Consider the following 23,927-nt stretch of genomic DNA (forward strand, 5'->3'; position numbering starts at 1 on the left):
AACTAAACACTGCCACCTTTCTCTGGGAATGGTATGACATTGCTTGTAGCAGCCTTGGTGACTTTCCCGCAATAAGTTGCAGCAAATAACTTCCAGCCATTTTCAAACCAGTGGCTCTGAACTAATGACCGAAGCGTCAATACGCCCTGACCACCCGGATTTCGCCAGCGCATACCTGAGCACTTCATCCGCTGGGTAACCAAGGTTTTACAGGCTGCCTCTACCACACCAGAGCCGATCGGAAGGTTATTCGACAAGTGTTCAGCATAGCGCATACGCTGGCGATTTTTTCTGAAATACTCCAGCTCGGTCTTTAATTTTGAGCGGCGCGGATGCTTTTTATGCTGATAAGCCAGGGCTTTAATAATGCGCTCAACCCCATCGAGTTCCTCTTTTAGGACGTGTCGGTAAGTGACAAACTTTTCTTTGGACTTGATGCTGTTTTCTCCATAAGCCTGGTCAAATGCTTTCTTCAGGTGATCGGCTGCGTGGTAGTAATCAATAACCTCAACACCCGCTGGTAGTTCCTGGGAAAGGTATGACCAGTTGTCCTTGGCGCCATCAGCGACTTTGACCAGTGACAGCTGTGGCTTTTGTCGCAACGCTTCTTGCAATAGTGCTGACAAAGACTGCTTGAGTGTGAGTTTTTTAGTTTCTGGCATTCGTCCTATGCGGACTGTTGATAAACGCTCCCCCTGTTGATCGTAAAACGACAAAGTTCCGCAACTGGCCTCCTTGCAACCTGTTGGCCCTTGAGTCCGTTTGCCTTCAGAAGCGCTCCTGGCTCGCTTTTCTACTCGTTTGCCATCTTTCATGGGCAGCATAACGCCATCCAGGGAGGCGGCTACTGTGACCGCATTGGTGGGCACGTTAAGTTTCTCAATAAGCATCTCTTCAAAAGGCTCACGGTGCTGTTCCCACTGAGTATTAAATTGCCTGGGGAAACGAGCAAGACTGCTTTCTGAGGGAGACATACCTCCCATGAGATCAAGGAGGCTTTTTGCTTCACCGGGAGACATTTGAGCAACAACCCAGGCAGCTTGCTTTGCAGCCCGAGGCGTCCAGAAGCCTTCCACGATCCCGGCTTTCAACTCCATGGGCACGATACACGGCTCTTTGCCGTTACGGTAAAGTGTTCGCATAACCCGGACTGAACCAACCGCTGTCTGGTAGGTTTTATAACTGCGCAACACCTGCTTATAAGTGATCCCGCTGACCTCAATAGCTGGGGTATCAATATCAAGCTCAGCCAGCGCCTCTGCTAAAAAATCTTGCTGAGCTTGATTAAAGAGAGCATTAACGGTCTGCTCAAACTCTTCAAAGTGCCTGATAGGATTGCCAGACTCTCGCAGAGCCTGCAATTGGTGGCCTAACCGTTGAATCGCATCACAAGAAATGGTGGCGGCTTCAGTCCGTAGCTGACATACTTCCATGGGGCGGCCTCTCACTGGCAAGGTGTTGTGTGCTATCAACATCATACCTGTGATTGGCTGCCTTCTGTTTAAGCATTGAAAAAATAGCTGCCTACTACTTTCCCCGGTTGGCAAGCTGAAGAAGCTCGGTCAATTTGAGACTTTCACCCTATGCAAATGTATTCATAGCGGTAGCGATAGCAAAAACATTTTTACTATTGAATACAGCAGCCGTATTTCCACAAGGAAAGTAAGGTGTGCAAGTAGCTCTTGCTGTGCGAGCATTTGTTGCCGAAGTAACATCGATGAAGGTTACTTTGGCAGTCGGTGACCATTTGGGCTGGCCTGCCAACTCCCCGGTTTTATATACCTTCAACTTTGCAGCCTCTATACCCATTAAATACTGAGGCTCAAAAACACTCTCATGAGGATCAATTACGCGCCATACAGCCGAGCGCCCTTTGCCAGAAACCCAGCCCTTGGATGAAACTTGAAACTGCTCAATAATATTGCCTTCTAGTAGAGGCAACGCCACATCCTCAATCTGTTCAACCGCCAAGGCCTGCGTACCATCCCGAGACAACACCAGCCACGGTTCCCGATCCAGAATATTCTCCGGCCCGCTGTAATCCTGCCAGTTACCTTTCAGCCAGTGACCGTATTCATCAGGCTGGTAGCCCTTATCCTCCCATTTGGGACGAGGCGGGAAGAGTTTGGAGTCGTTGGTCATATGAAACTCAGTGGCATATTTAATGCCCCAGCCCTGCTCACTTTTATCCCCTAGCAGCACACCATTGGCGTAGATTTTCTGCAGCACCTGCAAATCCTGTTCACTGCGGATTTCCAGAATGGCTTTCGAATAAGGCGAGAACTCCAACACCCGTTCCCGGGGATAGGCCAGAGCATGGCGCTCAGCCTGTTCCCAGTCATCCACATTGCGGTGCATAAAGGCCGCCCGAATCGCTCCGGTTTCTCCCCCTTTCTGAATAACCAGGGGGCAGAATTTGAAAGAGCGGTGAATATCAAAAATCCCTTCCCGGTTTTCAAAACCAAACAACCACTGCCAGTCACAGTGCTCCAGAAACAGTTCCCGCAATGCCGTGGTGCCCTTATCGGTGTAGATACCACTGGGCACAATCATTCCCAAACGACCCGCGCCTCGCAGCAAAGCATGACTCAGCTCCAGAAACATTTTGTACGTGTTCAGATCTGCCGACCCCTGGTGCAAAAAAGGATGAGCGGTATCGGCAAACCCTTTGTGTCTGGCACGTTCTTTCTGCCATTTTTTATGCAATGCTTGTGACGCCTTAAAACTGTCACGGGAGCGCCCACCCAGATTCAGGTCATGCTTTTTATTGCCTTTTTTATCTTCATTTATCTTGTCGCCAAAGGGCTGGCCCACATATTTGGCCCAGTTTGACATACCCTTGAGCCCGGCGTTATAGGCAATCCAGTCATGCTCCAGCTGTGACCGGTTGCGGAAATACTCCAGCTGTTTAGCCAGTGCTTCCTGCTTGCCATAAGCCCGGTAAAGCGGATCATGGTTGGAGAAAAACTCCTTGGAATTGGGCTTTTGAATCTCCCAGGGCGGGTTGCCCAGCACCCCGTCAAAACCATCCTGCTTAACGGTAAAGACATCGGGAAATTCCAGTTCCCAGTGGAAGAAGCGTTTTTCCCGGGCTACCGCTGAGGCTATCTCCAGCACATCTTCATCAGGCTGGGCAAAGTCCAGGGGCAACGGTGCCCGTTCAATCTGGTCGCCGGGCCAGAACCAGAGGGCGCACCACAAATCCATCCGTTGCTTGATGGCATGGTAGTGAGGATTGTTCAGCACCTGTTCCCGATAGAGGGTGGCGCGCTTTTCACTGGCATGCACCGGCAGTCGATGCAGTTTGCGGAATACCTTGAACAGCTCATCGTGCACGGTATTGACATCCAGTGAAGCATTGGCATCCATCTGGCCGCTTAACATGGCCATCAGCTGTGGCTGCACATTCCTGCCCCGCGCTTTGATGGCATTGGTAAAGACATCGCCCTTTTTCTTGTCTTTATCATCCACATAAAAATGGTTGATCAGGTTACCAGGCTTGTTCTTCTGGTAATCCTTATCGCCCCCTTCCCGTTGCCAGGCCATGGCCGGGTAATGCCGAAAACTGTTAAACCAGGTGCCCACCAGGGCATTACCCACCTTGAGCTTGTGGTCCAGGAAACCAAAGGGCAGATCCCGATCCATGGTTTCCACCCACAGCGCCATGCGCCCCAGCTCCACCGCCAGTGGGTCAAGGTCAACGCCGTAAAGACAACGCTCGACGATATGACGCTTCAGCTGAGCCCGCAGGCTCTCTTCAAAATCGGGATGGGCCGGATTCAGTTTGGTGAATTCGTCACTGAGCAAGGTCGCCAGCTGACCGTCGGCCATGCGGGGCACACCGCCCGCTTCATCTTTTTCCAGCAGCCCATGTGCATAAAGGGACTGAACCAATGCGTCAGTAAGGTAGCGCAAGGCACCCGCTAAAAAAGAACCTGAGCCCATGGCAGGATCGCAGATTTTCAGGGCAAGAATCGCTTCCGGCGGCCTGGGCTTCCACTCCACGACGTTTTCCAGCCCGGTACGTGGATCAACTTCAGTGTGCAGAGCATCAAAAGCCAGGGGCTGCAAGGTGCGGCGAACGGTGGGAGCCGCCAACTGTGGACGGGTGTAAAAAGTGCCTGCCCCCTTACGGGTACCACCCCATCGCACCAGGTAGAACTGCCCCGGTGCCACCAGCCGGACACAGAGTTGTTTGGTGGCCCTGGTCAACATCTCCTGCTGTTCCGCCAGGGCTGCGGCCTTTTTACCCCGGGGCTTTTTCACCAGCCCTGCCAACCGAGCAGCTTTTTCCAGCCATGCCTGGGCCCTGAGCAGATGATCCTCGCTCAACTGCAGGGTGTCGTCATCGTCTACCGCAGGCGTTTCTGCCTCCGGTTCAGCGGCATCGACGGCTTCCTGTTCTTCTGTGACAGAATCTTCTACCTCCTGCGCTTCATTGCTCTCTTCTTCCTCGCTTTCATCCCCAGCGCTATCGCCTTTTTTCAACGCTTCAAACAGCTGTTTGATGGTTTTGTCATCCATGGTTTCCAGCTGGGAGAGCGTCAGGGCAGGCTGATTGCCCACACCCAGGAAAATCACCGGATCGTCCTCAGCCGCCTGCTTTAATTCAAAGTCCAGCAAGCCCTCATAGAGGATACCGATGTATTCAGAAGACAGCATGGAAAAGTCCACGGGCGCATCCACCCACCGACTGGCCCGCCCCTGACGCACTTTCATGCGGGTACGGGTCAACAGTCGCAACAACTTATGAACCTGTCGGTCACTAACGGTGTTGGCAGTACTTTCGAGTATGGCTAACGCGCGATTAATTGGGTCGTCGCTGGCAGCATCTCCAGGTTGAAACAGAGCACCACCATACTGAGGAACTGCGAGTTGTGGATGGGCGGAACCAAAATGAATCAGGTTGAACAGCCCCAGCATTCGAGGCCAGGCACTGACACTTCGGCTGAGCCGTTCACTTCCACGCCCTCCGGCACGGCGATCCAATTGCTGACGCAGACCCTCCAAGCCATAAGCCTGCTGATAGATAGGATTATCCACCGGCAATAAACCTCTGGCCTCAGCAAACAGGGTAATAATGCAGCGCATAATAATGCGTGAGCCGGCGACATACAGGTCGCTATAATCCAGTTGCTGACCATCATTACGAGCCTGCTCAATGGCTCCGTGGGAGGCCGTAATCAACTCCTCCACCCCCTGCCGAACCCGTTCACCAAGAACGCTGGATAGTTCTGCCTGCCCCTTGCGTGATTCGCTGATGGCTTTTTGCAGCCGACTCAATCCATCGGGAGCCAGCAGTGTTTCCTTGTTAAGCAGGCAGCGCCAGGCCAGCGTCTGGGGACCAGGCTGACCTTCGACAAACCACAAGTCGATATCCCATTCACACCAGGCGTCATAGTCCTGACCGGCATGCACCAAGCGCCATTGACGACCATTGGTCACCAACGCCAGGGGTTGTTGTTGCCGCCGTAGCCACTCAAGTACTCGCCCCAGCAAAACCCTTGAGCGACCAACACCCAGACGACCGGCAAATTGCCGGGAAGCACCCTCTTCAGGAACAAAGACCGGTAAGGTTTCGCCATTAGGCCCAACCCACAACCGACGTGGCTTAACCTGAACGCCTGTAAAACTGCGAATAGCCCAGTGAGTTTCAACATTCTGGGCTTTTTGCCACTCGTCTGCGGGCAGCCCCGTCAGGTTTTGCAGAAAGTAGTCCAGCAGCGGAGCCAGTGTTTCATTAGTACCATCAAAAGCCGTCAGGGCACGTCGCAGCTTTTCAATCTGCCAGTCTGGAAGTTGCGGCAGGGTATCCGGGAAATAGTCTGCCAGCTTTGCAGTAGAAATCAGAAGGCCACCGTGATTCAGGGCAGCCCAGGCTTCATTGTGTAAACTCATGAGCGCACCTCCGGTAAACGAATTTCAATGGTCACCGGGAATACCTGCGCATCCCCGCGTAGTTGATAACGCTGGGGTAATACATGTTTCAAAACTCTGTCTTTCTCAGCTTTTAGACGCTCCAGCAAATCGCCAAACTGCCCCTGCCGTCGCTTGAGTTCATCGTTAAGATCACGAAGTTTTTTTTCAGCATCCGAATCCGCATCCCCATACATGTCCAACTGAATTGATGCCTTACGTTCTTCTTCAATTTCTCGTTTCAGCTTTTCTATGCTTTGAGCACCCTTAAGGGTGTTAACTTCTTTTATGCGCTTTTCAAATGCCTCTTTCTCCCGAGCTTTAGCATCGTCATAAGTCAACCTCAGCTCTCGCTTTATATGCTCAGATATGGTTTCCCGAAAACGATTAATAAAACCTTTGATATCTTGATGCACTTCATCCCAGATATCACGGGCTTTCTCAGCCTTATCCTGTGCAGGTTGAGCAACATTATTATTGCCATGGCAAGGTCCGTCATAAGGCAGTGGCTCACCCAGCGTATCACCCTGTACCGGCAGAGCGAGTGTTCGAGTCCAGTGATGAAAGGTTTCCCTCAGTTGATTGATCGCCATTTCTTCAACCGTCAACAGAATCAGTGCATCCGCACCTTCAGGCACTTCACCGGACGTTACCACCCATCGCCCCGGTGGCTGAAACTCGTTCTGCCCCCCGGGGAAGCGCAAGCGGGCAAATGCATTTAGGGCATGACGAAACAACGGATGACCAAGATGCAAGAGAACCGTGTCTGGCGAAGGCTTAAACACCGGACGACCGTTGACGTTGTCAACAAAGAATTGGTTATCAAACACAACCCAAGGCATAGCACCGGTAATACCACGCAATGCGGGTAGCCGTAACGTATCATCAACGATTGTTTGCCAACGGCTTGGTAACGGTGTTTTCAACCGCATACGCCCTTGGCGATCAGGCCCATCAAGAATATCTCTGTTGGCACCAAGCCCCATGGCAATAGCCAAAGTCTCTTCCAGTGTTTTGGGTGACAGATCAAGATCCGTCATCAGTTGCATAAGTTGTTGCTTCTCCGTTTCTCCCCGCTCTTCAGTCTGCACACGGGCGTCATCTGCCTCACCACGTCGCCCTTGAATCTGGAGATCAAGATTATCCAGCACTTCGGAATCTTCATTAAGCTCCATCATTCGACGCTGAAAAGCTGCATCAAAGAGTTCACCAACAGAGCCAAGGTCTTCACGAATATCGTTTACTTTATTCAGTACCCGAGCAACAAAACCGAGGTCGGCATCATCGTCACTGGTAAAGTGATAAATGGTGACATCACGAGCCTGACCATGGCGGTCAATACGACCGTTGCGCTGTTCCAGTCGAGACGGGTTCCAGGGAATTTCGTAGTGAATCAACAGCCGAGCCGTATACTGAAGGTTAAGTCCTTCCGAGGCGGCATCCGTAGCCACCAGAATTTTGACGGCGGAATCGGGGTCGTTAAAAGCCTGTTTGATGGCTTCCCGCTCCTCTTCACTCATGCCCCCATAAAGTTGTATGACCCTGTGCTCGTCATCACCAAACTTTGAATTAAGGCGGCCCACCAGGTAGTCCAGCGTTGTCTTGTACTCAGTGAAAATAATCAATCGCTCATCAGACTTCCACTGCTCTGCCTGACGAAGTTCTTTGTCAATCATCTCCACTAGACGATCAAAGCGACTATCTGATGTTGGCACGCAACCGACTACAGGTAACTCACTCAACCCCAATGCAGTCAATGAAGCGTCTATAGCGTCTATTTCTGTTTTCAGAATTTTGGCATAAGGGTGTATCCACGCACCGATAATATGCACTGCATGCTGACCACGACTTTCCCGCTCTTTGTCATCGTCTATATCTTCTTCCGTAGCTCGTCGGGCAGCCAATACTTCTGTGGCCTGTAACGCCTCATTTTCTTCAAGACCAGACTTGAAACGAAGCCAGCTATCCGCAAAGGTAACAGGACTGGAGAGAAGACGTTTTCGCAAAATTTCAATAGCGAAGTTAAGCACCATCCGCGCTTCAGGCGCAGCCTGTATCATCCCTTTAAGCCCATTGCAGAAACGGCGTACTGCTTCAGCCAGCTGCTTTTCGTCCCGCAACATATAAAGCGGCAGTGGTTCAAGGTGCCTTTTGGCAAAGCGTGGTACCCGACCCGCACTTTTATCCTGATCATTGATCTCGCTTTTCAATCGGCGAATCAAAACATCGCCAATCATGTCCCGCTCTTTATCGGTAAAATTGGGAGCCTGAGTGAACCGCACTGGGTCCAGTTGTTCCAACAAGCCAGAAAAACAGCGAGTGTGGCCGTTGTGGGGGGTCGCTGTGAGGAATAGTCGATGTTCGAAATAGGGGGTCAGCAGTCGCAGCATTTTGGCCAAATCACTGTCTGCTCCAAAGTTGGAAGGCATGAGATTGTGGGCTTCGTCAACTATCAACAAATCCCAGGGCAGCTGAGCACCGCCTTGTATTCGTGTTGACTCACAATTAGCAATAAACTGCTCGAGCACATCTGGCTGACGAAGATAATGATAAGAAGTGATAATACGCGGTAATACGCGCCAGGGGTTTGCATCCAACCCCATTTCCCGCTGCAGTTTATGAGTAAAGACCTTATCGACAACATCAAACCCCAATGAAAACTTCTCTTCCATCTCCTGCTGCCACTGGGTTCTCAGTGATGCTGGGGTGATAATTAATACTCGTCGAATTCGGCGTGTTCGTATCAATTCAGCCAGAATTAATCCTGCTTCAACGGTTTTACCGAGTCCGACATCATCGGCCAGCAACAAAGATACTCGGGGCATGCGCATAGCCCTTGCCAAAGGCACTAGCTGGAAGTCATCAACACTGACGGCTCCATAAACAGGCGCAGTGGGTACAGACTCTGACCGCTGCTCTGGGGAGTGAGCAGAAAGGAAAGGGGTTAATGCACTCCATCTTGTCGCTCGCTGGAGTGCCATAAATTCATCCATGGTCATTGGCGGGTCAACGTCTACTCGCGGTAGTGCGTTAGGTTCCAGAACTACAGGGCTACGCTCTCGTTCCCACAACAGTGATTCCTGCGCATCACCCTCAGCGTCACTGAAATCTACCGTAACCAGATGCAACAACGCAGAGGATTTACCTCCACTGACGGACTCAACAGCCGAGATAACTCCCCGCCTGTTGCGGACAGTAGCCAGCATACCTACTCGAGGCAGAGGTACTGAATGCTCTGTATCTGTAGTAGCCAATTTCAAACTTTCCTTGAGGTACATTAGTCAAAAATGAAAATATGATACTCTTTTTTAACAAGAAATCGTCCCCTGATACCCGCTACCCAGAAAGACTTTTAAAGTTAGATATTCGAACAAGATTGACAGCGTGACTGACAAAGCTTCCCTTTCTGTTTGATATAGTCCTTTTACCGGTCCATACTCAGATAGCAGTTGACAAAAGTTGACATCCATTTACTATTGGCACCCTATGGAAAAATCACTGAACATTCCCGCTCTGGAAGCCGCAATGAGCGAAAAAGGCTTCAACCAGTCCTCTCTTAGCAAAATGCTCGAGGTCTCCAGGGAAGCTGTATCCAAATGGCTCAAAGGAAGCTCATTCCCTAAACCGGATAAATTATTACGGCTGGGTATGCTGTTGGGCCTGTCTTTTTCCGAACTGGTTGTTCAGGAAGATGACAATTCTCCGGTAGTTGCCTTTCGGAAAAGGAAGGGGACAAAAACCAGGGACGAAGACTTTCAGAAATTTGTCAGCATGGGGCGGTATCTTGAGAATCTGGCACCTTACCTGCCTTTCGATAACCTGACCAAGCCTTTGGTATTAAAAAACCCGGTGCTCGAATACGATTACCTCCAACAAGTTTCTGAAAAAGTCCGAAAGGATATCAATGTGGGACCAGAAGATATTCTGGATTTTAATCATCTGATCCGTTATTTCCGTAAATTGCAGACGATTCTGATTCCTGTAATGTGGGGACAAAAAGACAGGCATGAGAACGCTAGCCATGTCTATCTTCCCGAATCCATGACAACATGGATTTATCTTAATCTTGACGTTAACACGCATGACTTCCTTTTCTGGATGGCTCATGAGTTAGGCCACGCTCTGGCTCCTGATTTGCGTGGCGATGACGGGGAGGATTTTGCGGATGCTTTTGCTGGTGCATTATTGTTTCCAAACCAGCATGCTGAGCAATGCTACAGGGAACTGAAGGGAAAACATCCGGGAGCACAGGTTAATACTATCAAGAAACTGGCTGAGCAGTATGTCATTTCTCCTCTGGCTATTTTCTTTCAAGTTAAAGCCTATGCAGAACATAACGGCCTTGCACCACTGGAGTTGAAATCGATTCATGGGGCAACGACCAATTTCAATAAGAAATTCCCCAACTTAATAGATGCACTTATTACAGATACTCCGGTACAGCCAGAGGTGTATATCAACCTTGTGAAAGAAGGCTTTGAAAGCCCTTTCTTTGAGGCACTCTCTCAATACCTGAAAGCACACAATAAATCCGAGAGTTTTGTTCAAACAGTACTCGATATAAACCTTGTTGATGCAAAAGCCTTACACCATGAGTTATCCTGATGGCCCAATCCAAAGTACTGGTTGATTCGAATAGCTATTTTCGTCTGGCAAAAAGCATCCACCCTCTTCTTTTCCAAACATTTGGAGAAGATGAGTACTGTCTTTATGTGCTCCCCGAGCTTGATAATGAGCTGGGAAAAAGTAGACGTTTGAAAAGCAAGTTTGCCTGGGCATCAGACGATGAATACATTGAAAACCGCAAACACTACCCCAGTGTTGGCAAGAAACAGAGCAAGGCTATTGATGATGCCTATGACTATATTTGGAACTACATAGAGACAGAGTCACCCGGCCCTTCCAAAGTGGATGCGCGATATCTCGCTTATGCTTATGTCTTAGGTATTTCAGTAGTTACAGACGATGCTGACATGCTTGCTGTTGCCAAGGTATTTAATATTAAAACGTTAAAAACCTTAGATCTAATGAAGCTGATGGTTGATTCTGGGCATATTGATATGAACAAAGTGCGTGAAATAGTTGGCTTCTGGAGATATTGGGGAGACATGCCTTCAGGTGAAAAGAACTTCAAACAGCATTATCGCCGACTGTTTGAAGAACCTCCTCCTTAACCTGCTCACACATACCCTATTACACTTCTACCTCATACTGCGCCAGCTCTGGCGCAGTGCCTTTTATCTCGCCGCTTTGGATAAAGGCTTTCTGCCCTACCTGAACTGACTCACCTTTCACAGTAACCACAGAACCATCCCTCAACTGCACCTGACTGGTGCCATTGCCATTATTGGCTGTGATGGTGACGATGGTTCGGCTGCCCTCGGGTATCAGCGCCTTGAACTTTTGCCAGATGTTGGTTGTGGTCATAAGTCTGATATCCTCGAATAGCATTCATAACAGTTTTATATTCTGCCGTCTGCAACCGCGTAGATGCTCTTAAGAAACAAATCCATTGTTTGTGAGTCTGGAGATTGAATGGCGTGCTTATTGTGAAAATAGATAGTCAGCTCTGAACGGTGATCAAACAGACGAATTGTATAGCCATCATCCAACGATGCTGCCTTTATACCTTCCAGTTCGAATACATTCTCTGTGGGATTTTTATTACCTTTTTCAATAATTCGAGCAAAGGCTGTCAGGCATTTCTGGATATCTAAATGTTTTTCCATACATTTTTCCCGAAAAGCAATGCTTTAATTTTCTTGTTGTACGTCTATACAGCTAAAAAGGATCATCAGCTACAAGACCTCTACTTATCACGGGAAATACCTGACCAGCTCAATGGTTTGAGTAACCTTTGCCATCTTTGCCCTGACCTGAGTGCTGAGGCAGAGGGCTTGCCAGTTGCCCGTTATATCCTGCACTTCAACCAACTTGCCCGGTTCTATCAGGCCGGGAGCTGTTTCTGTGTCGGTGAGTGGGAGTTCGATGGTAGTGATACTCTGGTTGCCGCCTTTGCTTAGTTCGTTTCTGCCACGTTCGGTGTTGACCTGGGTTTCGGTTAGCCAATCCTCAAATATATCGGGTGCCGGGTTATCGGCTGCGGTGCCTTGGCATTTGACGTTGACGGATACGCCTTCATAAATACCGGAGACATAGACGGCATTGTATTCTGCTTCCGGTTGCCAGCTGGCGCTCAGGCTTATGACCATGCTGGCGGGGACGATCTTGTCCATTATGGTTTCTGGCCAGTTCCATGGGCTTGCCGGGTAGCGGGGCTGGATGGTGAGGGTGTCTGTATTTTTGTCGGGGATGATAACGGCTCCGGCGGTGGTGGCAATTCTGGCTATTACCTGCATGGCGGTCTGGTTTTGGTAGCTGAAGGTGTTGCCGGGGATTATCCAGTCTGGTGTTGTGTAGCTTCCTGTTGTTAGCCAGTTGAGGGTAAAGCCGGTGTTGGTGAGTTCTTCGGTGGCGGCCTGTTTGACGTTGATGCTGGTTGTGCTGCTTTTGCTTCTCAGTGGTGCGTAGGGGGCTGCTAAAAGACTGGTTCGACTGGTGCCGTGAATAGTGTAGCGTTCCCGGTTAAATGCCCGGTCAGTGTCATAACGCTCAATCATAAACAGCCACTGCCAGCCATTAATATTCACTTCTATTTGCTTCATGCCATTACTGTCTGGCTCCACCTGTGCCAGGCTGCTTGCTCCCCATATTTCGCCCCTTAACGACCATGCAAAACTATCAATATCGAGGCTTATATCCAGTTCCCGCATTTCCAAAGGTATACGGTCGGGTAAAGTCACGACGCTGATAGTGTTCATAAGCAGGTAGGTTTCTCTAATATCGGGCTGTTGGGGTTCGGGCTTATCGGGTTGGGGTTCTGTCTCGCCGCCGTATTCACTGGTGATATGCTCATCCGTAATTTTCTGACCGAAACCCCACGGGATTTTGACCGGCTGATCCTGTGCCTGATGACTATCAAAGCGCTGGTTTAAACGGGCGTCTTTTGGGCGAATTGCCTGCTTTTCAGGGCGGACGCTAAAACGGAAGTAAACGGCAGGCGTTGATAATGGGCTATAGCGGCGATGGCTAAAGTAAAAATCAAGAAGGATTGAAGCGGCTGGCTGATAGCCTTGATATTCATCCTCTGTTTTTTCTGTAAATTCATCCACCCGGTAAAAGGATTCCGTCTGCTGTTTATCCTTTCTTGGCGGAATCTGCCAGTGGTGGTTTTTTTGTTGATCCTGATTCTGAACACTTTGATCCCATAGGCTTTGTCTATGGCTATCCATGGCCGTTAACTGAACCCACTGGTCTGCTTTTTTATTATCTTTAGGCTGAGCCGGTTTAAAGCTGGATGATACAGTGACTTCCTTATAGGCTAACCTGCCCCAGTTAAGCTGAAACAGTGCGCTGCTTGCTGTGGCGTCTTGATAATTAACTTTGTGCTCACTGTATTGTCTGCTGGCATTTAAAAACAGGCTTTCCTTGTTGATTTCACAGCCACGACCTTGACTCCATTGTGACTGGTACTGACTGACCACTGAAGGCGGTGGCAGAAAGATAACGCCAGGCTCGGGGTAAAAGGTAAAACTGGATTTAGGAAGATAAAATTCAGAAGGAAAAGCAAAGTCAGCCCTGACCGGAGGTTGGTAAGCCATAGTCTTATGATGGAGTAATTTCTGGCAGCAGTGGACCGTGGGCTAGAGGGCGGGTATAAGGCTTGGCCTTGAATTGTGCGGTGCCTATGGCTTGGTTGTTCTCGATATCAAACCACCACTGAGGCTCGGTGCTGTCACCGGTTCCGGCTACGGTGCAAATATAAATATAGCCCTGAAACTGGGCAGGGCGGATAACGTCACCTACCTGATAATCCGTGTCCGGTTGCCATAGCTGGCCATAGTTATCCATCGCTAATACCAGCACCTCCCCTTCATAGGGACTGGTATCCAGCGCATAGTCACCAGTGGCCGGATCGCTCAGGGTGCTATCCAGGACCGCGTGCCGGGTTTGCTCACTGCCTGCCACTTCCAGTAAGGACTGGGTAATGGCAAAGACCCGCCGTGATACCGGAATACCGTCTTCTGTCACTGTTCCCTGAATGGTGGTGGTGTTGCCATTGCCGGGAATAATAATCCCACCCGCTCCTCCTGTGTCATCTGGGAGACCACTGCCCTCAATCCAACTAACCCCGGAGTTAATCAGGGTTAATGGCGCATCGCCATCATAATTGGTTCGGGTACACACCAGTTTAAGGTCAGTGGCAGCACTAAAGTCTGCCTGCCATTTTCCGATGCTTAAGTGGAAGTTATCGGGAGTAGGAGAACCAGAAACAGTTTCAGGCAGAATAGCCAGGTCTTTGATAAACACATTTTTTGCCACATCAATAGTCGCATCGCCCCTGCCAATGTCTACCTTAATATATGTGTCAAAAATAGTGTCTGAAGTACTGGGATAGTAGCCCGCTGTTGTCACTGCGACAGAAGTGCCATTGATATAAATTTTTAAATTACCGTTATCGGCATATTTGCCGGGGTAATCAAAAATAGCCGCTATTTCTATAAGCTCATCAAGGGGCAAAGGATCGACGGTGGTAAACTGAAAATAGCGGGATGGATTATTATATATCTGAATTTTGCAATCCAGCTTGCCATCTGTAAGCCGAACATAGAGAGCGGTATTGCCTTCATTAGTCACTATATTCACCAAGGGGGAGTTATCAGAACCTTCCCCGCGCTCCAGCAGCATCCAGATTTTATGGCTATAACCATCATGGCTAAAATAAGGAACCCCAACATGAAAGCCAAAGGGGCTATACTGGTTTGTCTCCAGATAGCCGTCTATATTATCCTTATCAAAAAATACCCCCGCCATCAGTCTGCGTCTCCCCGAATCTGCAAGGTAAACCTGTCGTTTTTTTCTGTTCCCTGACCGGCCAGTACGGTTCGACAAATCCACAAAGGTGCCAGACAGCCATCGGTATTAAAGCGTATGGCATTACCCGCAGACCAGCCTGTACCCCAGCCTTCTTTTTTTAGAGTGAAGTAAGGGGCATTGGTTTCCGGGTTTATGGGAGCCATATCGGTGTCGGTATTGCCGGAGGCGATAATCCCCAGTTTTTCTTCCACCACCTGAAAGCTATTGGTACTGGTAAAGAGTATGGCCCACCGACCATCGATAGCGCCTTTATTGGTGACCTCTACCGGGTAGTTAATGGTGTTGTATTGTGCGGTGGTCTGGTCACCGATACGGTCATCACTCCAGTTGGGTGAGCCGTTATCCCACACCTTTTGGCTATAAAAATGGTGAACCCTGGCCTGCAAATCACCATAGACTACGGCACTGCTGACCGTGGTTTCCCCGGCAGGCAAGTCCCAGGGGACAGGGGCGATAATGGACAGCTCACCGTTAATCTGCACATCACTCACCACGCTCATATGTTCCACCCGGTCTTTTGCGGTAAAAGGTGCGGTGAGTGGATTGCCTTCAACATCCATCAGGCTTAACGGATCGGCAAAAGTGATCTGTCCCGCCTCCCGGTCAACGGTATACTGATTAGTATCCAGCAAGGTGCCGTCACTATCTTCAATGATGATCTCTGCCTGATGGTTACGGCTGAGGTTAACTGCCTGACCGGCATTAGGCGTAGCCAAATCTGTGCTGCTGGTGTGATTAATCACCACAATATCGCCGGGACGAAATACCGGCACTTGGCCGTCGGGTGGTAAACGCACCGGGTCCAGTCCAATTAATCCGGCATCCAGCGGCAGGTTGGTTTCTACCACGCAGTTATAGCGAATGCTTTGGGGAATCACATAAATAGACTCAGCCCCATCGGTAAACTGAAGTTCACACCAGCCGGTAGCCGTATCTATTTTTCCCTGAACCTCTGCCGTATTAAACGCGCCATTAAAATCTGCGGTGGCGGTAATGATCTCCGCGTTATCTGCCCGAATCGCAGTGAGCTGCAAGCTTCCAATACGAATGGGAGCGCCCGGTGTTCTGAATGAAACCGCATCGGTTTTAAAGCCCGATCGAATAGTAGCTGCGGCTTCAATAGTGACAGTGCCAGGGACTCCATCGGGATAGCTGGCTAAGGTGGCCATCCCGCCGGTGTAATCAATGGTGCCCACATTGATTCCGGCATTGGTAGCGGTACTGACTGATTTATAAAGCAAACCATCCCGGTCAAAATAGGTATCTCCCTGCCAGCTAAAAATCAAGCTACCCGGTAACAATGGGTCGGCTATTAATGGCAGCAGATCAATGGTGAGTTCAGGATTGCTAATGGTTTCGGTATAAGCGCTATGGCTGAGGCTATTATCCTGGGCTTTGGCTATGACCGTTGAACCTGTAAACAGTTCCGTTTTAGTCACCGTGGTACTGGCCAGGCTAGCACCGCCAAGAGTGCCACCTCCTGTTACTGTGTATTCCGTATAGTCATAATTCTCAATAGCCTGCACACTAAAGGCACCGGTCTGGTAATCCAGGGTACCGGTTAAGCCTTGCCAGCCTCCGGCGGTATCGTCATACAGGGTTTTAGTTTTCTGATGGGTGGTGGTATAACTCTGGAAATCTTTGGTATTGGCGGTATTGGGTACATTGCTGTCACGCTCCACCATAAACTGAAGACTGACCGAGCCAGGTAATAATGGTGCTCCCGAAATAGTGCCGGTCATCATCCCGGCACCGTCAACAGCTACAGAAATATTCCCTCCTGCCACCTCACCTTGCTCATAGCTGATCTCGATCTCAGTACCACTATCCGGCATGGCCTCCAGCTTAAAGCCCAATTCTCCCGACACATAATAAACGGTTCCATGCCCATCCCCGGACAGCACACCATTCCCCTGATCGGTCAGGGTTTTAGTTTCAGTGCTGCTAATATACGTCACCGTCAAACTGCCGGGTTTAATACCAGGCTTTTCGGTGACATGGATAAAAGAGGGAGCATCGGCCACAGCATCCCCGGTATGAATAGCCATTTCATCATCATTCTGTGCCACATAGTTAAAGACAATGGCACTGTCCGGGTCGGGCATAGCATCAAGGGTGAGAGAAACACTGCCAGTAGCAAAATCCATAGTGCCTGTGCCACTTCCTTCCAGAAGTCCGTTGCCGGGATCAATCAAATCCTGCCATTTGTTCAAGGCAATAAAACTGATGGCGAGCGTCCCCGGTTTAGGTTTGGCCTCGGCCAGATTAAGGGTGTAGTTAAAGCCCCGATTCTGATTGGTAATCTCAAGGGAACTGCTAATGGCTGCCCCCACAACGGCTGTTGCAGGGGTATAGGTGACTGAAGCCTGGCCGGTGCTATAACTGCTATTGCGCCAGACATTTAACTCCCCGGTTTCATAATCCAGGGTGATACTGGAAAAGCTGTTAGCACCACTGCTATGGATAAACCCGCCCTTGCTATCATCCTGCCAGGTGCCACTTTCAAGGGACAAGGTCACACTACCGGGTAAAGCACCGGTTTGCAGAAAGGTACGGCTCTGGTTGCCGGTGATATGAATCAACTGACAGGATACTGAACGGCTGCTTTCACTGGCTGGCACCAAATTTTTAGCCGTGTATATACCTGACTGATCCAGCAGGGGGCTTTCCACCCGAGCCGATGGCACTAAAGGCGCATAAACCGAACGCACCTTAACGCTTAAATCCCCCTGGGTAATATCCGCCTTGGTTGGCTGGATACTGTAATACTTGGCCGCATCTGCAACTTGTGTGGCATTAATAATACTTTTGGGTTTGGTGGTGCCAGAGGGCGTTACCCGACCGCCAGGGAAATTAAAGGCCAGTGCCGAGCCGATTTCCATATCCACCTTGCGGCGAACCAGGTCAATATAACTGCCGGTGGCGTATTCATAGGTAAAGGTTTCCAGGGTATGCTCAACCGCTGTGACCCGGATAAACTGCTCATTGCCAGTATCCTCATCCAATAGCCGATAGACTTCGCCTACTTCCGGCAGTTTCTGTTCTTCCCGCTGAACCGCACTGATACTCCGCTGCCCGGCCATCTGGTTTCCCAATAATTCAAAACTGGCAATGGTGCTCGGCACCACATAAGCCTCAATCCGGTTACGGGCATCCTTGCGTTCATCGGTCTGGCTATCGGTATTAAACAACAGAACGGAAACATTGGGGTCATTAGGTGGATCAGTGAGGATGACATGACTGCCCAAATACACATCATCATTATCAGTATTTACACCTAAAAACGCCTTCCTTAATGCGACATCTCCAATTGTTCGGTCTATTCTTGAGATATCCTGAAATAGATTATTAATATTCTCATCTATGATTTCATTACCAGTGACTCGACCACCACCATCGTCTTTATCGGTAAGGTTTTCGCTTTCGTAGAGGTTAATGTTTTGATTTTCAATTGACATCAACAATCCTTGTGCTCGGTTATTGGGAGTTATGAAAGAGGTTTCTTTTTATTCAATCGCTTTACTCCTATCCATATTTTTCTTTGGAAAAAGTATTGCTGTAACTTTTGAGCGGAATGAATCTAGTGAAAGTAAAATAGTTCTAAAAGATAGTGATGGAAATCCTATGCCACCTCTTGAAATCACTGAATTAGAAGGTAGTTCTTCATATTTCATAAGTGGAATGATCGGAAGAAGAGCAACCTCCCCTCCAGTTTTTCATCTTTTTCTATTAACAGACACACATTCAATGATGATACCCATTTCTGACAGACAGAAAATAAGGCGACAAGATGCAAAAATCATACAAAGCTTTTCTATGCTCGTAGAGAAAGGTAAATCAGATGCAAGAATTTCTTTTACACATCTAGATTCCAAAAAAAACACAAAATATTATTATTCTGATGGTATAGATCTCGAGCCTATTGATAGATAGTTATTAAATTAATTACAACCTTATAAAAACTTTCTAACTCCCAGAACACCAATGGAAAAACTGGCTGAGCCTTCATAGGACCTCTACTTGCTCGATCCCAAACAACACTAAACTCTCTTCCATCAAACAAAGTCAGCATCATCGTTTCATTAGTATTTTTTACCAAGCTCATTAATTCCAAAACAGTGCCCCTGGTCACCCAGCCTGCCTCATCACCACCGGTTAAGGTAATCGGCCTGCCATGCAGTTTAGGTTGCTCCTGCACCATCAGCGCCCCGGTCAGACTGCGTTCAATATCCTGAGCCACCGGGTTCCAGTCAAATTCATCAACCCAGAGCAGATCATCAGGCAGTTCAATACCATCCAGTGTCATCAGATCGACCTCATCCCAGCCTGTTTCAGAGCATCTAAGTAGGTCATAGTTTGGTTTCAAATAAACTGGATGTTCGGCCAGTACGAGAAATCTACTTCTTGATCTAACGATCAGATAGCTATTGAATGATACATTTACTCTATTATAAAGAGAGTACTGGTCTTTAAATCCCTCTCCCTATGAAGTACGTCACTACAATCACTGATGAAGCTGTTTTATTAACTTTGAAATTCGCCAAACACTACGGACCTCTGAGATGTATAAGGGAAAGAGCCCATAGCCTTTTATTGAGCAATCGTGGCTTTACCCTTGAGCAAATTGCCGAAATACTTGAAATTAGATATCAAACTGCTTCTCAGTGGATTGATGATTGGGAAGAATATGGTATTCGTGCCTTGTACAAGGGGCATGGTGGCGGTAGGCCGTGCATATATGACGAATCCGAAGTGCAACGCATAAAAGAATTAGTGGCTGAAGAGCCTCGTCGCTTATCGTATGTCAAATCCAAGATCGAGGATGAAACCGGTAAATCTTCATCAAAAATTACTCTGGCAAACATTGTAAAAAAGCAGGGCTGGTTTACAAAAGACTCCGTAAATCATGCAAACATAAACGGGACGAAGAGCAATTCCATGACTGTAAAACTGCTCTGAAAGATGCCCAGGAAGCCGAGAGCAAAGGGTTAATCAATTTATTTTATTTTGATGAGTCCGGCTTTACCCAGGAACCTTGTGTGCCATACGGTTGGCAGGAAAAAGGAAAGCAGCTCAGAATACCATCAGTCAAAAGTAAACGCATCAACGTACTGGGGTTTATGAACCGAAGCTGTGAGCTATTTCATTATCCTGTTGTGGGTTCAGTGAATAGCGATACGGTGATTGCGGCCTTTGATGACTTTGCAGAGAAAATGGCAGATGAAAAATACAGCTCAAATGATCGTTACACGGTAGTTATGGTGGATAATGCCAGCATTCACACCAGCAAAAAGTTTTGTGCCAGAATTGATGACTGGATGATTGAAAAGAAATTGCTGGTCTGCTTTCTGCCAACATATTCACCTGAGCTCAACCTGATTGAAATCCTGTGGAGGAAAATAAAGTATGAATGGCTCAACCTCTTGTCAATCAAGAGCTTTGCGGAATTTGAAAAAGAAGTTGAACGGGTGCTTTTTTCATTTGGAGAGGAGTATATGATCTCATTTTCTAATACTGTCCGACTGGATGGTTAAATTATTCGAAAGCAATCTATACACTACTTAGCAACTTACTTTCATCCCTTGGGTCAATACCCACCTGGACATTACCGCCCGGATATTCAAAACGGATCACTTTATCGGGTGTTTTATTTGCCGGGCTTTTCTGCTTTGGTAGTGGTGTAACAGTGGCAGACTGTTCTTGCCGTTGCTGACGGGCATCCTGCCTTCGTTTTTCATCATAAATTTGGCGATTAAGGTTAAGAGCTTGCTGGATATTTTTTTGAGAGTTGTTATCACCGCTGGCCCTGGCCTCGGCTAATTGGCTTTGCAAATCCCGCTGCCGGGCCTGAAACTGTCGTTTTTCTATTTGCTCGTTTTTACCCTGCAATCTATCCAGTTCATTTTGCAGACTTTCCAGTGTGCTTTTGCTGCTATCTGCTAATCTTTCCATTCCAGCCTCGGCCTGCTGGATTGACTGGTTAAGCTGCTCCAGGCTTTGTTGATCCAGCAGATTCATTGTCGATGCAAATGCTTTCCCCTGACTAATAAAGGCCTCCATACTAATCCGCCCTTCCCTGTAAGCCTGCATTAACTCAGTCAGGGTGATTTTCTGCTCAAGAAACTGCGTCTTTATATAAGCGACATTGGCTCCGGTATTTTTTAGCCAGTTATCAATACCTGTTGGATCAGCCGAGATAGTGTCTGCCAGTTTTTGGGCTTCATTCTGTGCGGCTGCAAGCTGCTCTTTCAGACTGGCAATATCATCCTGAGCGTGATTGGTCCGGCTATCATCCACTCCCTGCATTGATTCAAACGCATCCAGCGCCGCCGCACTCATTTCACCCAGCTCGTTAGTTAATCCTGAGTAATAATTGGATAATACCTCTGCTACGGAACCAGCCTCCTTGCCTATAGCCCATTGCTGACTGGCTGCATTTTTTGCAGCGCTACCAAAATCATCAGTAGCCTGTGAAGCCTGCTCTGTTTCTTCTGTCAGCTCCGCCATTTTTTTCTGGCTGGCTGCTAATGCCTTGTTGTAATCCTGTTGGGTTAGAATGCCTTGCTGGAAACTCTGAACCAGTACCACACCCATATCAGCCAGCTCAGCTTTTGTTTCTGCACTATTGATGGCTTTCAGGGCTTGTGAAATATCAGCAAAAGAATTTTTAGCGGTTGCAGCTGTCTCTTCCAGGCTTTCCTGAACATCGGCCTGATCCTGCTTTATTGTTTCAGTGGTTGCTTTGCTTTCAGTACGAACCGCCTGTTGTGCCTGCTGGTTGGTTGCAGTGAAGGCTTCAGTGATACCGCCAAAGGCTGCCTGTATATCCTCCGCATCCTGCTTTATTTCATCAGCAAACTGGTCACCCATAGCTTGCATGGCAGCCTGTATTTCTGCTGCTCTGGCTGCCAGCTCATCGGCTTTAAGCAATGAGAACAACTGTTCAGCCCCTTTTGCCGCCTGACTGAAGACCGAACTCACCGCCAAGCCGAAGGCTTTAACAGACAGGGTAAAGCCATTAAAAAACAGCTTGAGGCCATTACCGGTTAAGGTGAAGGCTTTATTAAGCCCGGCCAGTGTTGAGCTAATAGTATCGCTGGCACTTTTTACCCTTGTGACCACGTCATCAAAAGTAATCCCGGCAAAGTTGGCTTTGATGGCCTCACCCATCTGGACAAAGGCATTGCTGACCGACTGCGCCAGTTTGGACAGACGACCATCATCACTCATTCGGGCTATTTGTTCAGCCATGGCTTTTAACTGAGCCTTGGCGTAATCCAGCGCCCCGCTTTGAGCCACTTCATCAAGAAAATTCTGCCAGCTGTCTTTCAGATTACTGACATAGCCGGATAGCAGGCTCATATTATCCGCTGCTGAACCCGCCGCACTTTTACCAATTTCATCAATCAGCAGTTTGATGGTTTCCTGGCCGAGCTTGCCTGCGGTGGAGAGCTTTTGAAGTTCCTGGACATTTTTACCGGTGGCCTTTTCCAGCAATGACCAGACCGGCACACCCCGTTCCACTAACTGCAAGATTTCCTCACCTTGCAACTTTTGTTTCGCCCATGCCTGACCCACGGCTAAGGTGATACCGTTCAGCCGTTCCATGCCACCGCCGAGCTTGGATGCCTGGTCGACAATGGCCTGCATGGTGCCATCCATAGGATCAAGGCCAAAAGCTTTCAGGCGGACAAAGGATTCGGCTACTTGCCCAAGCTGATAGGGAGTGTCCCGTGTGAATTGCTTAATCCACTGAACTGCCGCTTCACCCTGCTCAACGGAACCCATCACGGCATTAAGCTGCACCCGCAGACGTTCAAATTGATCGCCGGTTGCCAGTAATCCGCTAATGGCTCGCTTCAAACCATAAAGCCCAACGGTTGCACCGACTAGTGCCGCAAAGCGCCCTGATAACCGTTGCAGGCTACCTGATGCCCGGTCTGCATCTTTTGATAACTTGCTGAACGACTGGTTTTTGATATTGCGGGCAGTGCTTTTTACCCGGCTATTTAGGGTTTCAAAAGCTGTACTGGTTTGTTTGAGCTCCTTCTGTAATTTATTTTGCTGTGCCGTCAGGTTTCGATTGGAAAGACCTGCATCTTTTAAGCCATTGCGTAACTGACCCAGTTTCTCCCGCTGTTTCTGATAGGACTGGTTAGCCGCAATAACTGATTTTCTGGCCGCCTCTAATGACCGCTGCATCTGGCGGGAAGGCTTATCAGCATTGCTATACTCCCTCGCCAGCCGTTCAATCTTTTCCTCTGCCTCCCGATAGGCTTTGCCTGCATCCCGCACCACCTGAGTCTGACTTTTAAAAGACGATAACAGCTTGTCCTGTTGTTGCAGGTCAGACAGTCTGGTTTTTAGCTGGCGAGCTTCTTCCCTGAGTTTTTCAAGGGATGAGGCCGACTGGCTAACCGGGCGAGACAGGGCATCCCTCGCCTTTAAAACCAGCTGGATTGCAGATTGTTTGATTGAGGAGATAATAGTTACCTATGTTACGGTTAATTATGCGAATCAAGCTCTTTTTTCTTTAAACCTGTCACAATACCATTGAAATTAACTGACCCAACACTCGTAGCACTTTCAACGTAAGAAACTGATAGTAAATCATCATCTGTCAAATCATTTTCTGAAATACACTGTGCATCGATACGCAGCACTAATACATTACCGTCTTCAGTTGATTCTGAAATTAAACCGCTGAAGCTATTGGGAAATTCTTCTTCTTTTTCTTTATATGATACAATATCTCCAGCATTAAAAACGTACTGAACATTTTGAAGCCACTGATTATTGCCACCTTCTTTAAGTTTTTCTTTATCTTTTATCAGTAATAAAATCCCATAATTACCATCAGGAATATCCATTGTTTGAATGACAGTTTTTCCTTCAACTATTTCAAAAATTACCTCATCTCCAAAGCAAGGGATATAAAAAACCATTAAGAAAAAAAATGGAAATAGTTTGTTTTTCATGAGGATTCCAGCGAACTCAACAAAAATATGAACTCTACTTATAGTCCTCGACTTTAGAGTTACCAAAGAACAATAGTACGATTTTCATCTGAAATC

General features: G+C 48.3%; 16 protein-coding genes. 5 read left to right on the forward strand and 11 right to left on the reverse strand.

The window, feature by feature from the left end; genetic code table 11:
* Window positions 1-2: 2 nt before the first annotated feature.
* The 3 genes from MJ595_RS21150 to drmD all read right to left on the reverse strand — a co-directional run bounded on the left by MJ595_RS21150 (window position 3) and on the right by drmD (window position 9,170).
* Window positions 3-1,478, reverse strand: a complete 1,476-nt coding sequence (locus MJ595_RS21150; protein ID WP_263079044.1) for a hypothetical protein — start codon at window positions 1,476-1,478, stop codon at window positions 3-5.
* Between the two features lie 103 nt (window positions 1,479-1,581).
* The gene (locus tag MJ595_RS21155) at window positions 1,582-5,898 is read right to left on the reverse strand and encodes a hypothetical protein (RefSeq protein WP_263080111.1); all 4,317 of its coding nucleotides are present in this window, start codon (window positions 5,896-5,898) and stop codon (window positions 1,582-1,584) included.
* Window positions 5,895-9,170, reverse strand: a complete 3,276-nt coding sequence (gene drmD / locus MJ595_RS21160) for a DISARM system SNF2-like helicase DrmD (protein WP_263080112.1) — start codon at window positions 9,168-9,170, stop codon at window positions 5,895-5,897. The genes MJ595_RS21155 and drmD overlap by 4 nt, the downstream gene beginning before the upstream one ends.
* A gap of 232 nt (window positions 9,171-9,402) precedes the next feature.
* Here drmD and MJ595_RS21165 point away from each other — a divergent pair, with 232 nt between their 5' ends.
* Window positions 9,403-10,521: a helix-turn-helix domain-containing protein gene (locus MJ595_RS21165; protein WP_263080113.1), complete on the forward strand. Its 1,119-nt coding sequence runs from the start codon at window positions 9,403-9,405 to the stop codon at window positions 10,519-10,521.
* Entirely contained in the window at window positions 10,521-11,090 is a 570-nt protein-coding gene (locus MJ595_RS21170) for a DNA-binding protein (RefSeq protein ID WP_263080114.1), read from the forward strand. The genes MJ595_RS21165 and MJ595_RS21170 overlap by 1 nt, the downstream gene beginning before the upstream one ends.
* A gap of 19 nt (window positions 11,091-11,109) precedes the next feature.
* Here MJ595_RS21170 and MJ595_RS21175 read toward each other — a convergent pair whose 3' ends face one another.
* The 5 genes from MJ595_RS21175 to MJ595_RS21195 all read right to left on the reverse strand — a co-directional run bounded on the left by MJ595_RS21175 (window position 11,110) and on the right by MJ595_RS21195 (window position 18,311).
* Window positions 11,110-11,343 (reverse strand): hypothetical protein, encoded by a 234-nt coding sequence (locus tag MJ595_RS21175; protein ID WP_263080115.1) that lies wholly within the window; start codon window positions 11,341-11,343, stop codon window positions 11,110-11,112.
* A 35-nt stretch (window positions 11,344-11,378) separates the two neighbouring features.
* Window positions 11,379-11,645: a DUF3081 domain-containing protein gene (locus MJ595_RS21180; protein ID WP_263080116.1), complete on the reverse strand. Its 267-nt coding sequence runs from the start codon at window positions 11,643-11,645 to the stop codon at window positions 11,379-11,381.
* A gap of 87 nt (window positions 11,646-11,732) precedes the next feature.
* The gene (locus MJ595_RS21185; protein ID WP_263080117.1) at window positions 11,733-13,577 is read right to left on the reverse strand and encodes a hypothetical protein; all 1,845 of its coding nucleotides are present in this window, start codon (window positions 13,575-13,577) and stop codon (window positions 11,733-11,735) included.
* Between the two features lie 4 nt (window positions 13,578-13,581).
* Window positions 13,582-14,790, reverse strand: coding sequence for a hypothetical protein (locus MJ595_RS21190; protein WP_263080119.1), 1,209 nt, complete (start codon window positions 14,788-14,790; stop codon window positions 13,582-13,584).
* Window positions 14,790-18,311: a hypothetical protein gene (locus MJ595_RS21195; protein WP_263080120.1), complete on the reverse strand. Its 3,522-nt coding sequence runs from the start codon at window positions 18,309-18,311 to the stop codon at window positions 14,790-14,792. The genes MJ595_RS21190 and MJ595_RS21195 overlap by 1 nt, the downstream gene beginning before the upstream one ends.
* A 31-nt stretch (window positions 18,312-18,342) precedes the next feature.
* Here MJ595_RS21195 and MJ595_RS21200 point away from each other — a divergent pair, with 31 nt between their 5' ends.
* Window positions 18,343-18,786, forward strand: a complete 444-nt coding sequence (locus MJ595_RS21200) for a hypothetical protein (RefSeq protein ID WP_263080121.1) — start codon at window positions 18,343-18,345, stop codon at window positions 18,784-18,786.
* Here the strand turns inward: MJ595_RS21200 and MJ595_RS21205 are convergent.
* Complete coding sequence (locus tag MJ595_RS21205; protein ID WP_263080122.1) at window positions 18,773-19,219, reverse strand: hypothetical protein; 447 nt, start codon at window positions 19,217-19,219, stop codon at window positions 18,773-18,775. The two genes, MJ595_RS21200 and MJ595_RS21205, sit on opposite strands and share 14 nt — an antisense overlap.
* A 119-nt stretch (window positions 19,220-19,338) precedes the next feature.
* Here MJ595_RS21205 and MJ595_RS21210 point away from each other — a divergent pair, with 119 nt between their 5' ends.
* The gene (locus MJ595_RS21210) at window positions 19,339-19,812 is read left to right on the forward strand and encodes a helix-turn-helix domain-containing protein (RefSeq protein WP_263078037.1); all 474 of its coding nucleotides are present in this window, start codon (window positions 19,339-19,341) and stop codon (window positions 19,810-19,812) included.
* Entirely contained in the window at window positions 19,734-20,387 is a 654-nt protein-coding gene (locus tag MJ595_RS21215; protein ID WP_263322427.1) for an IS630 family transposase, read from the forward strand. The genes MJ595_RS21210 and MJ595_RS21215 overlap by 79 nt, the downstream gene beginning before the upstream one ends.
* 16 nt (window positions 20,388-20,403) lie before the next feature.
* On the opposite strand, the gene MJ595_RS21220 is transcribed toward MJ595_RS21215, so the two are convergent.
* A complete protein-coding gene (locus MJ595_RS21220) occupies window positions 20,404-23,151 on the reverse strand; it encodes a tape measure protein (protein ID WP_263080123.1) in 2,748 nt (915 codons plus the stop codon).
* Between the two features lie 206 nt (window positions 23,152-23,357).
* Window positions 23,358-23,831 carry a hypothetical protein gene (locus MJ595_RS21225; RefSeq protein WP_263080124.1) on the reverse strand — a complete coding sequence of 158 codons (474 nt, stop codon included), beginning with the start codon at window positions 23,829-23,831 and terminating at the stop codon, window positions 23,358-23,360.
* Window positions 23,832-23,927 lie beyond the last annotated feature (96 nt).

The organism is Endozoicomonas sp. Mp262, from assembly GCF_025643335.1.
Lineage (GTDB): Bacteria > Pseudomonadota > Gammaproteobacteria > Pseudomonadales > Endozoicomonadaceae > Endonucleibacter.

Bases quoted from the DNA above. Each gene is read 5' to 3' on its own strand.
- MJ595_RS21150 (WP_263079044.1), bottom strand. From the start codon at position 1,478: ATGATGTTGATAGCACACAACACCTTGCCAGTGAGAGGCCGCCCCATG.
- MJ595_RS21155 (WP_263080111.1), bottom strand. From the start codon at position 5,898: ATGAGTTTACACAATGAAGCCTGGGCTGCCCTGAATCACGGTGGCCTT.
- MJ595_RS21165 (WP_263080113.1), top strand. From the start codon at position 9,403: ATGGAAAAATCACTGAACATTCCCGCTCTGGAAGCCGCAATGAGCGAA.
- MJ595_RS21170 (WP_263080114.1), top strand. From the start codon at position 10,521: ATGGCCCAATCCAAAGTACTGGTTGATTCGAATAGCTATTTTCGTCTG.
- MJ595_RS21175 (WP_263080115.1), bottom strand. From the start codon at position 11,343: ATGACCACAACCAACATCTGGCAAAAGTTCAAGGCGCTGATACCCGAG.
- MJ595_RS21180 (WP_263080116.1), bottom strand. From the start codon at position 11,645: ATGGAAAAACATTTAGATATCCAGAAATGCCTGACAGCCTTTGCTCGA.
- MJ595_RS21185 (WP_263080117.1), bottom strand. From the start codon at position 13,577: ATGGCTTACCAACCTCCGGTCAGGGCTGACTTTGCTTTTCCTTCTGAA.
- MJ595_RS21190 (WP_263080119.1), bottom strand. From the start codon at position 14,790: ATGGCGGGGGTATTTTTTGATAAGGATAATATAGACGGCTATCTGGAG.
- MJ595_RS21195 (WP_263080120.1), bottom strand. From the start codon at position 18,311: ATGTCAATTGAAAATCAAAACATTAACCTCTACGAAAGCGAAAACCTT.
- MJ595_RS21200 (WP_263080121.1), top strand. From the start codon at position 18,343: ATGAAAGAGGTTTCTTTTTATTCAATCGCTTTACTCCTATCCATATTT.
- MJ595_RS21210 (WP_263078037.1), top strand. From the start codon at position 19,339: ATGAAGTACGTCACTACAATCACTGATGAAGCTGTTTTATTAACTTTG.
- MJ595_RS21225 (WP_263080124.1), bottom strand. From the start codon at position 23,831: ATGAAAAACAAACTATTTCCATTTTTTTTCTTAATGGTTTTTTATATC.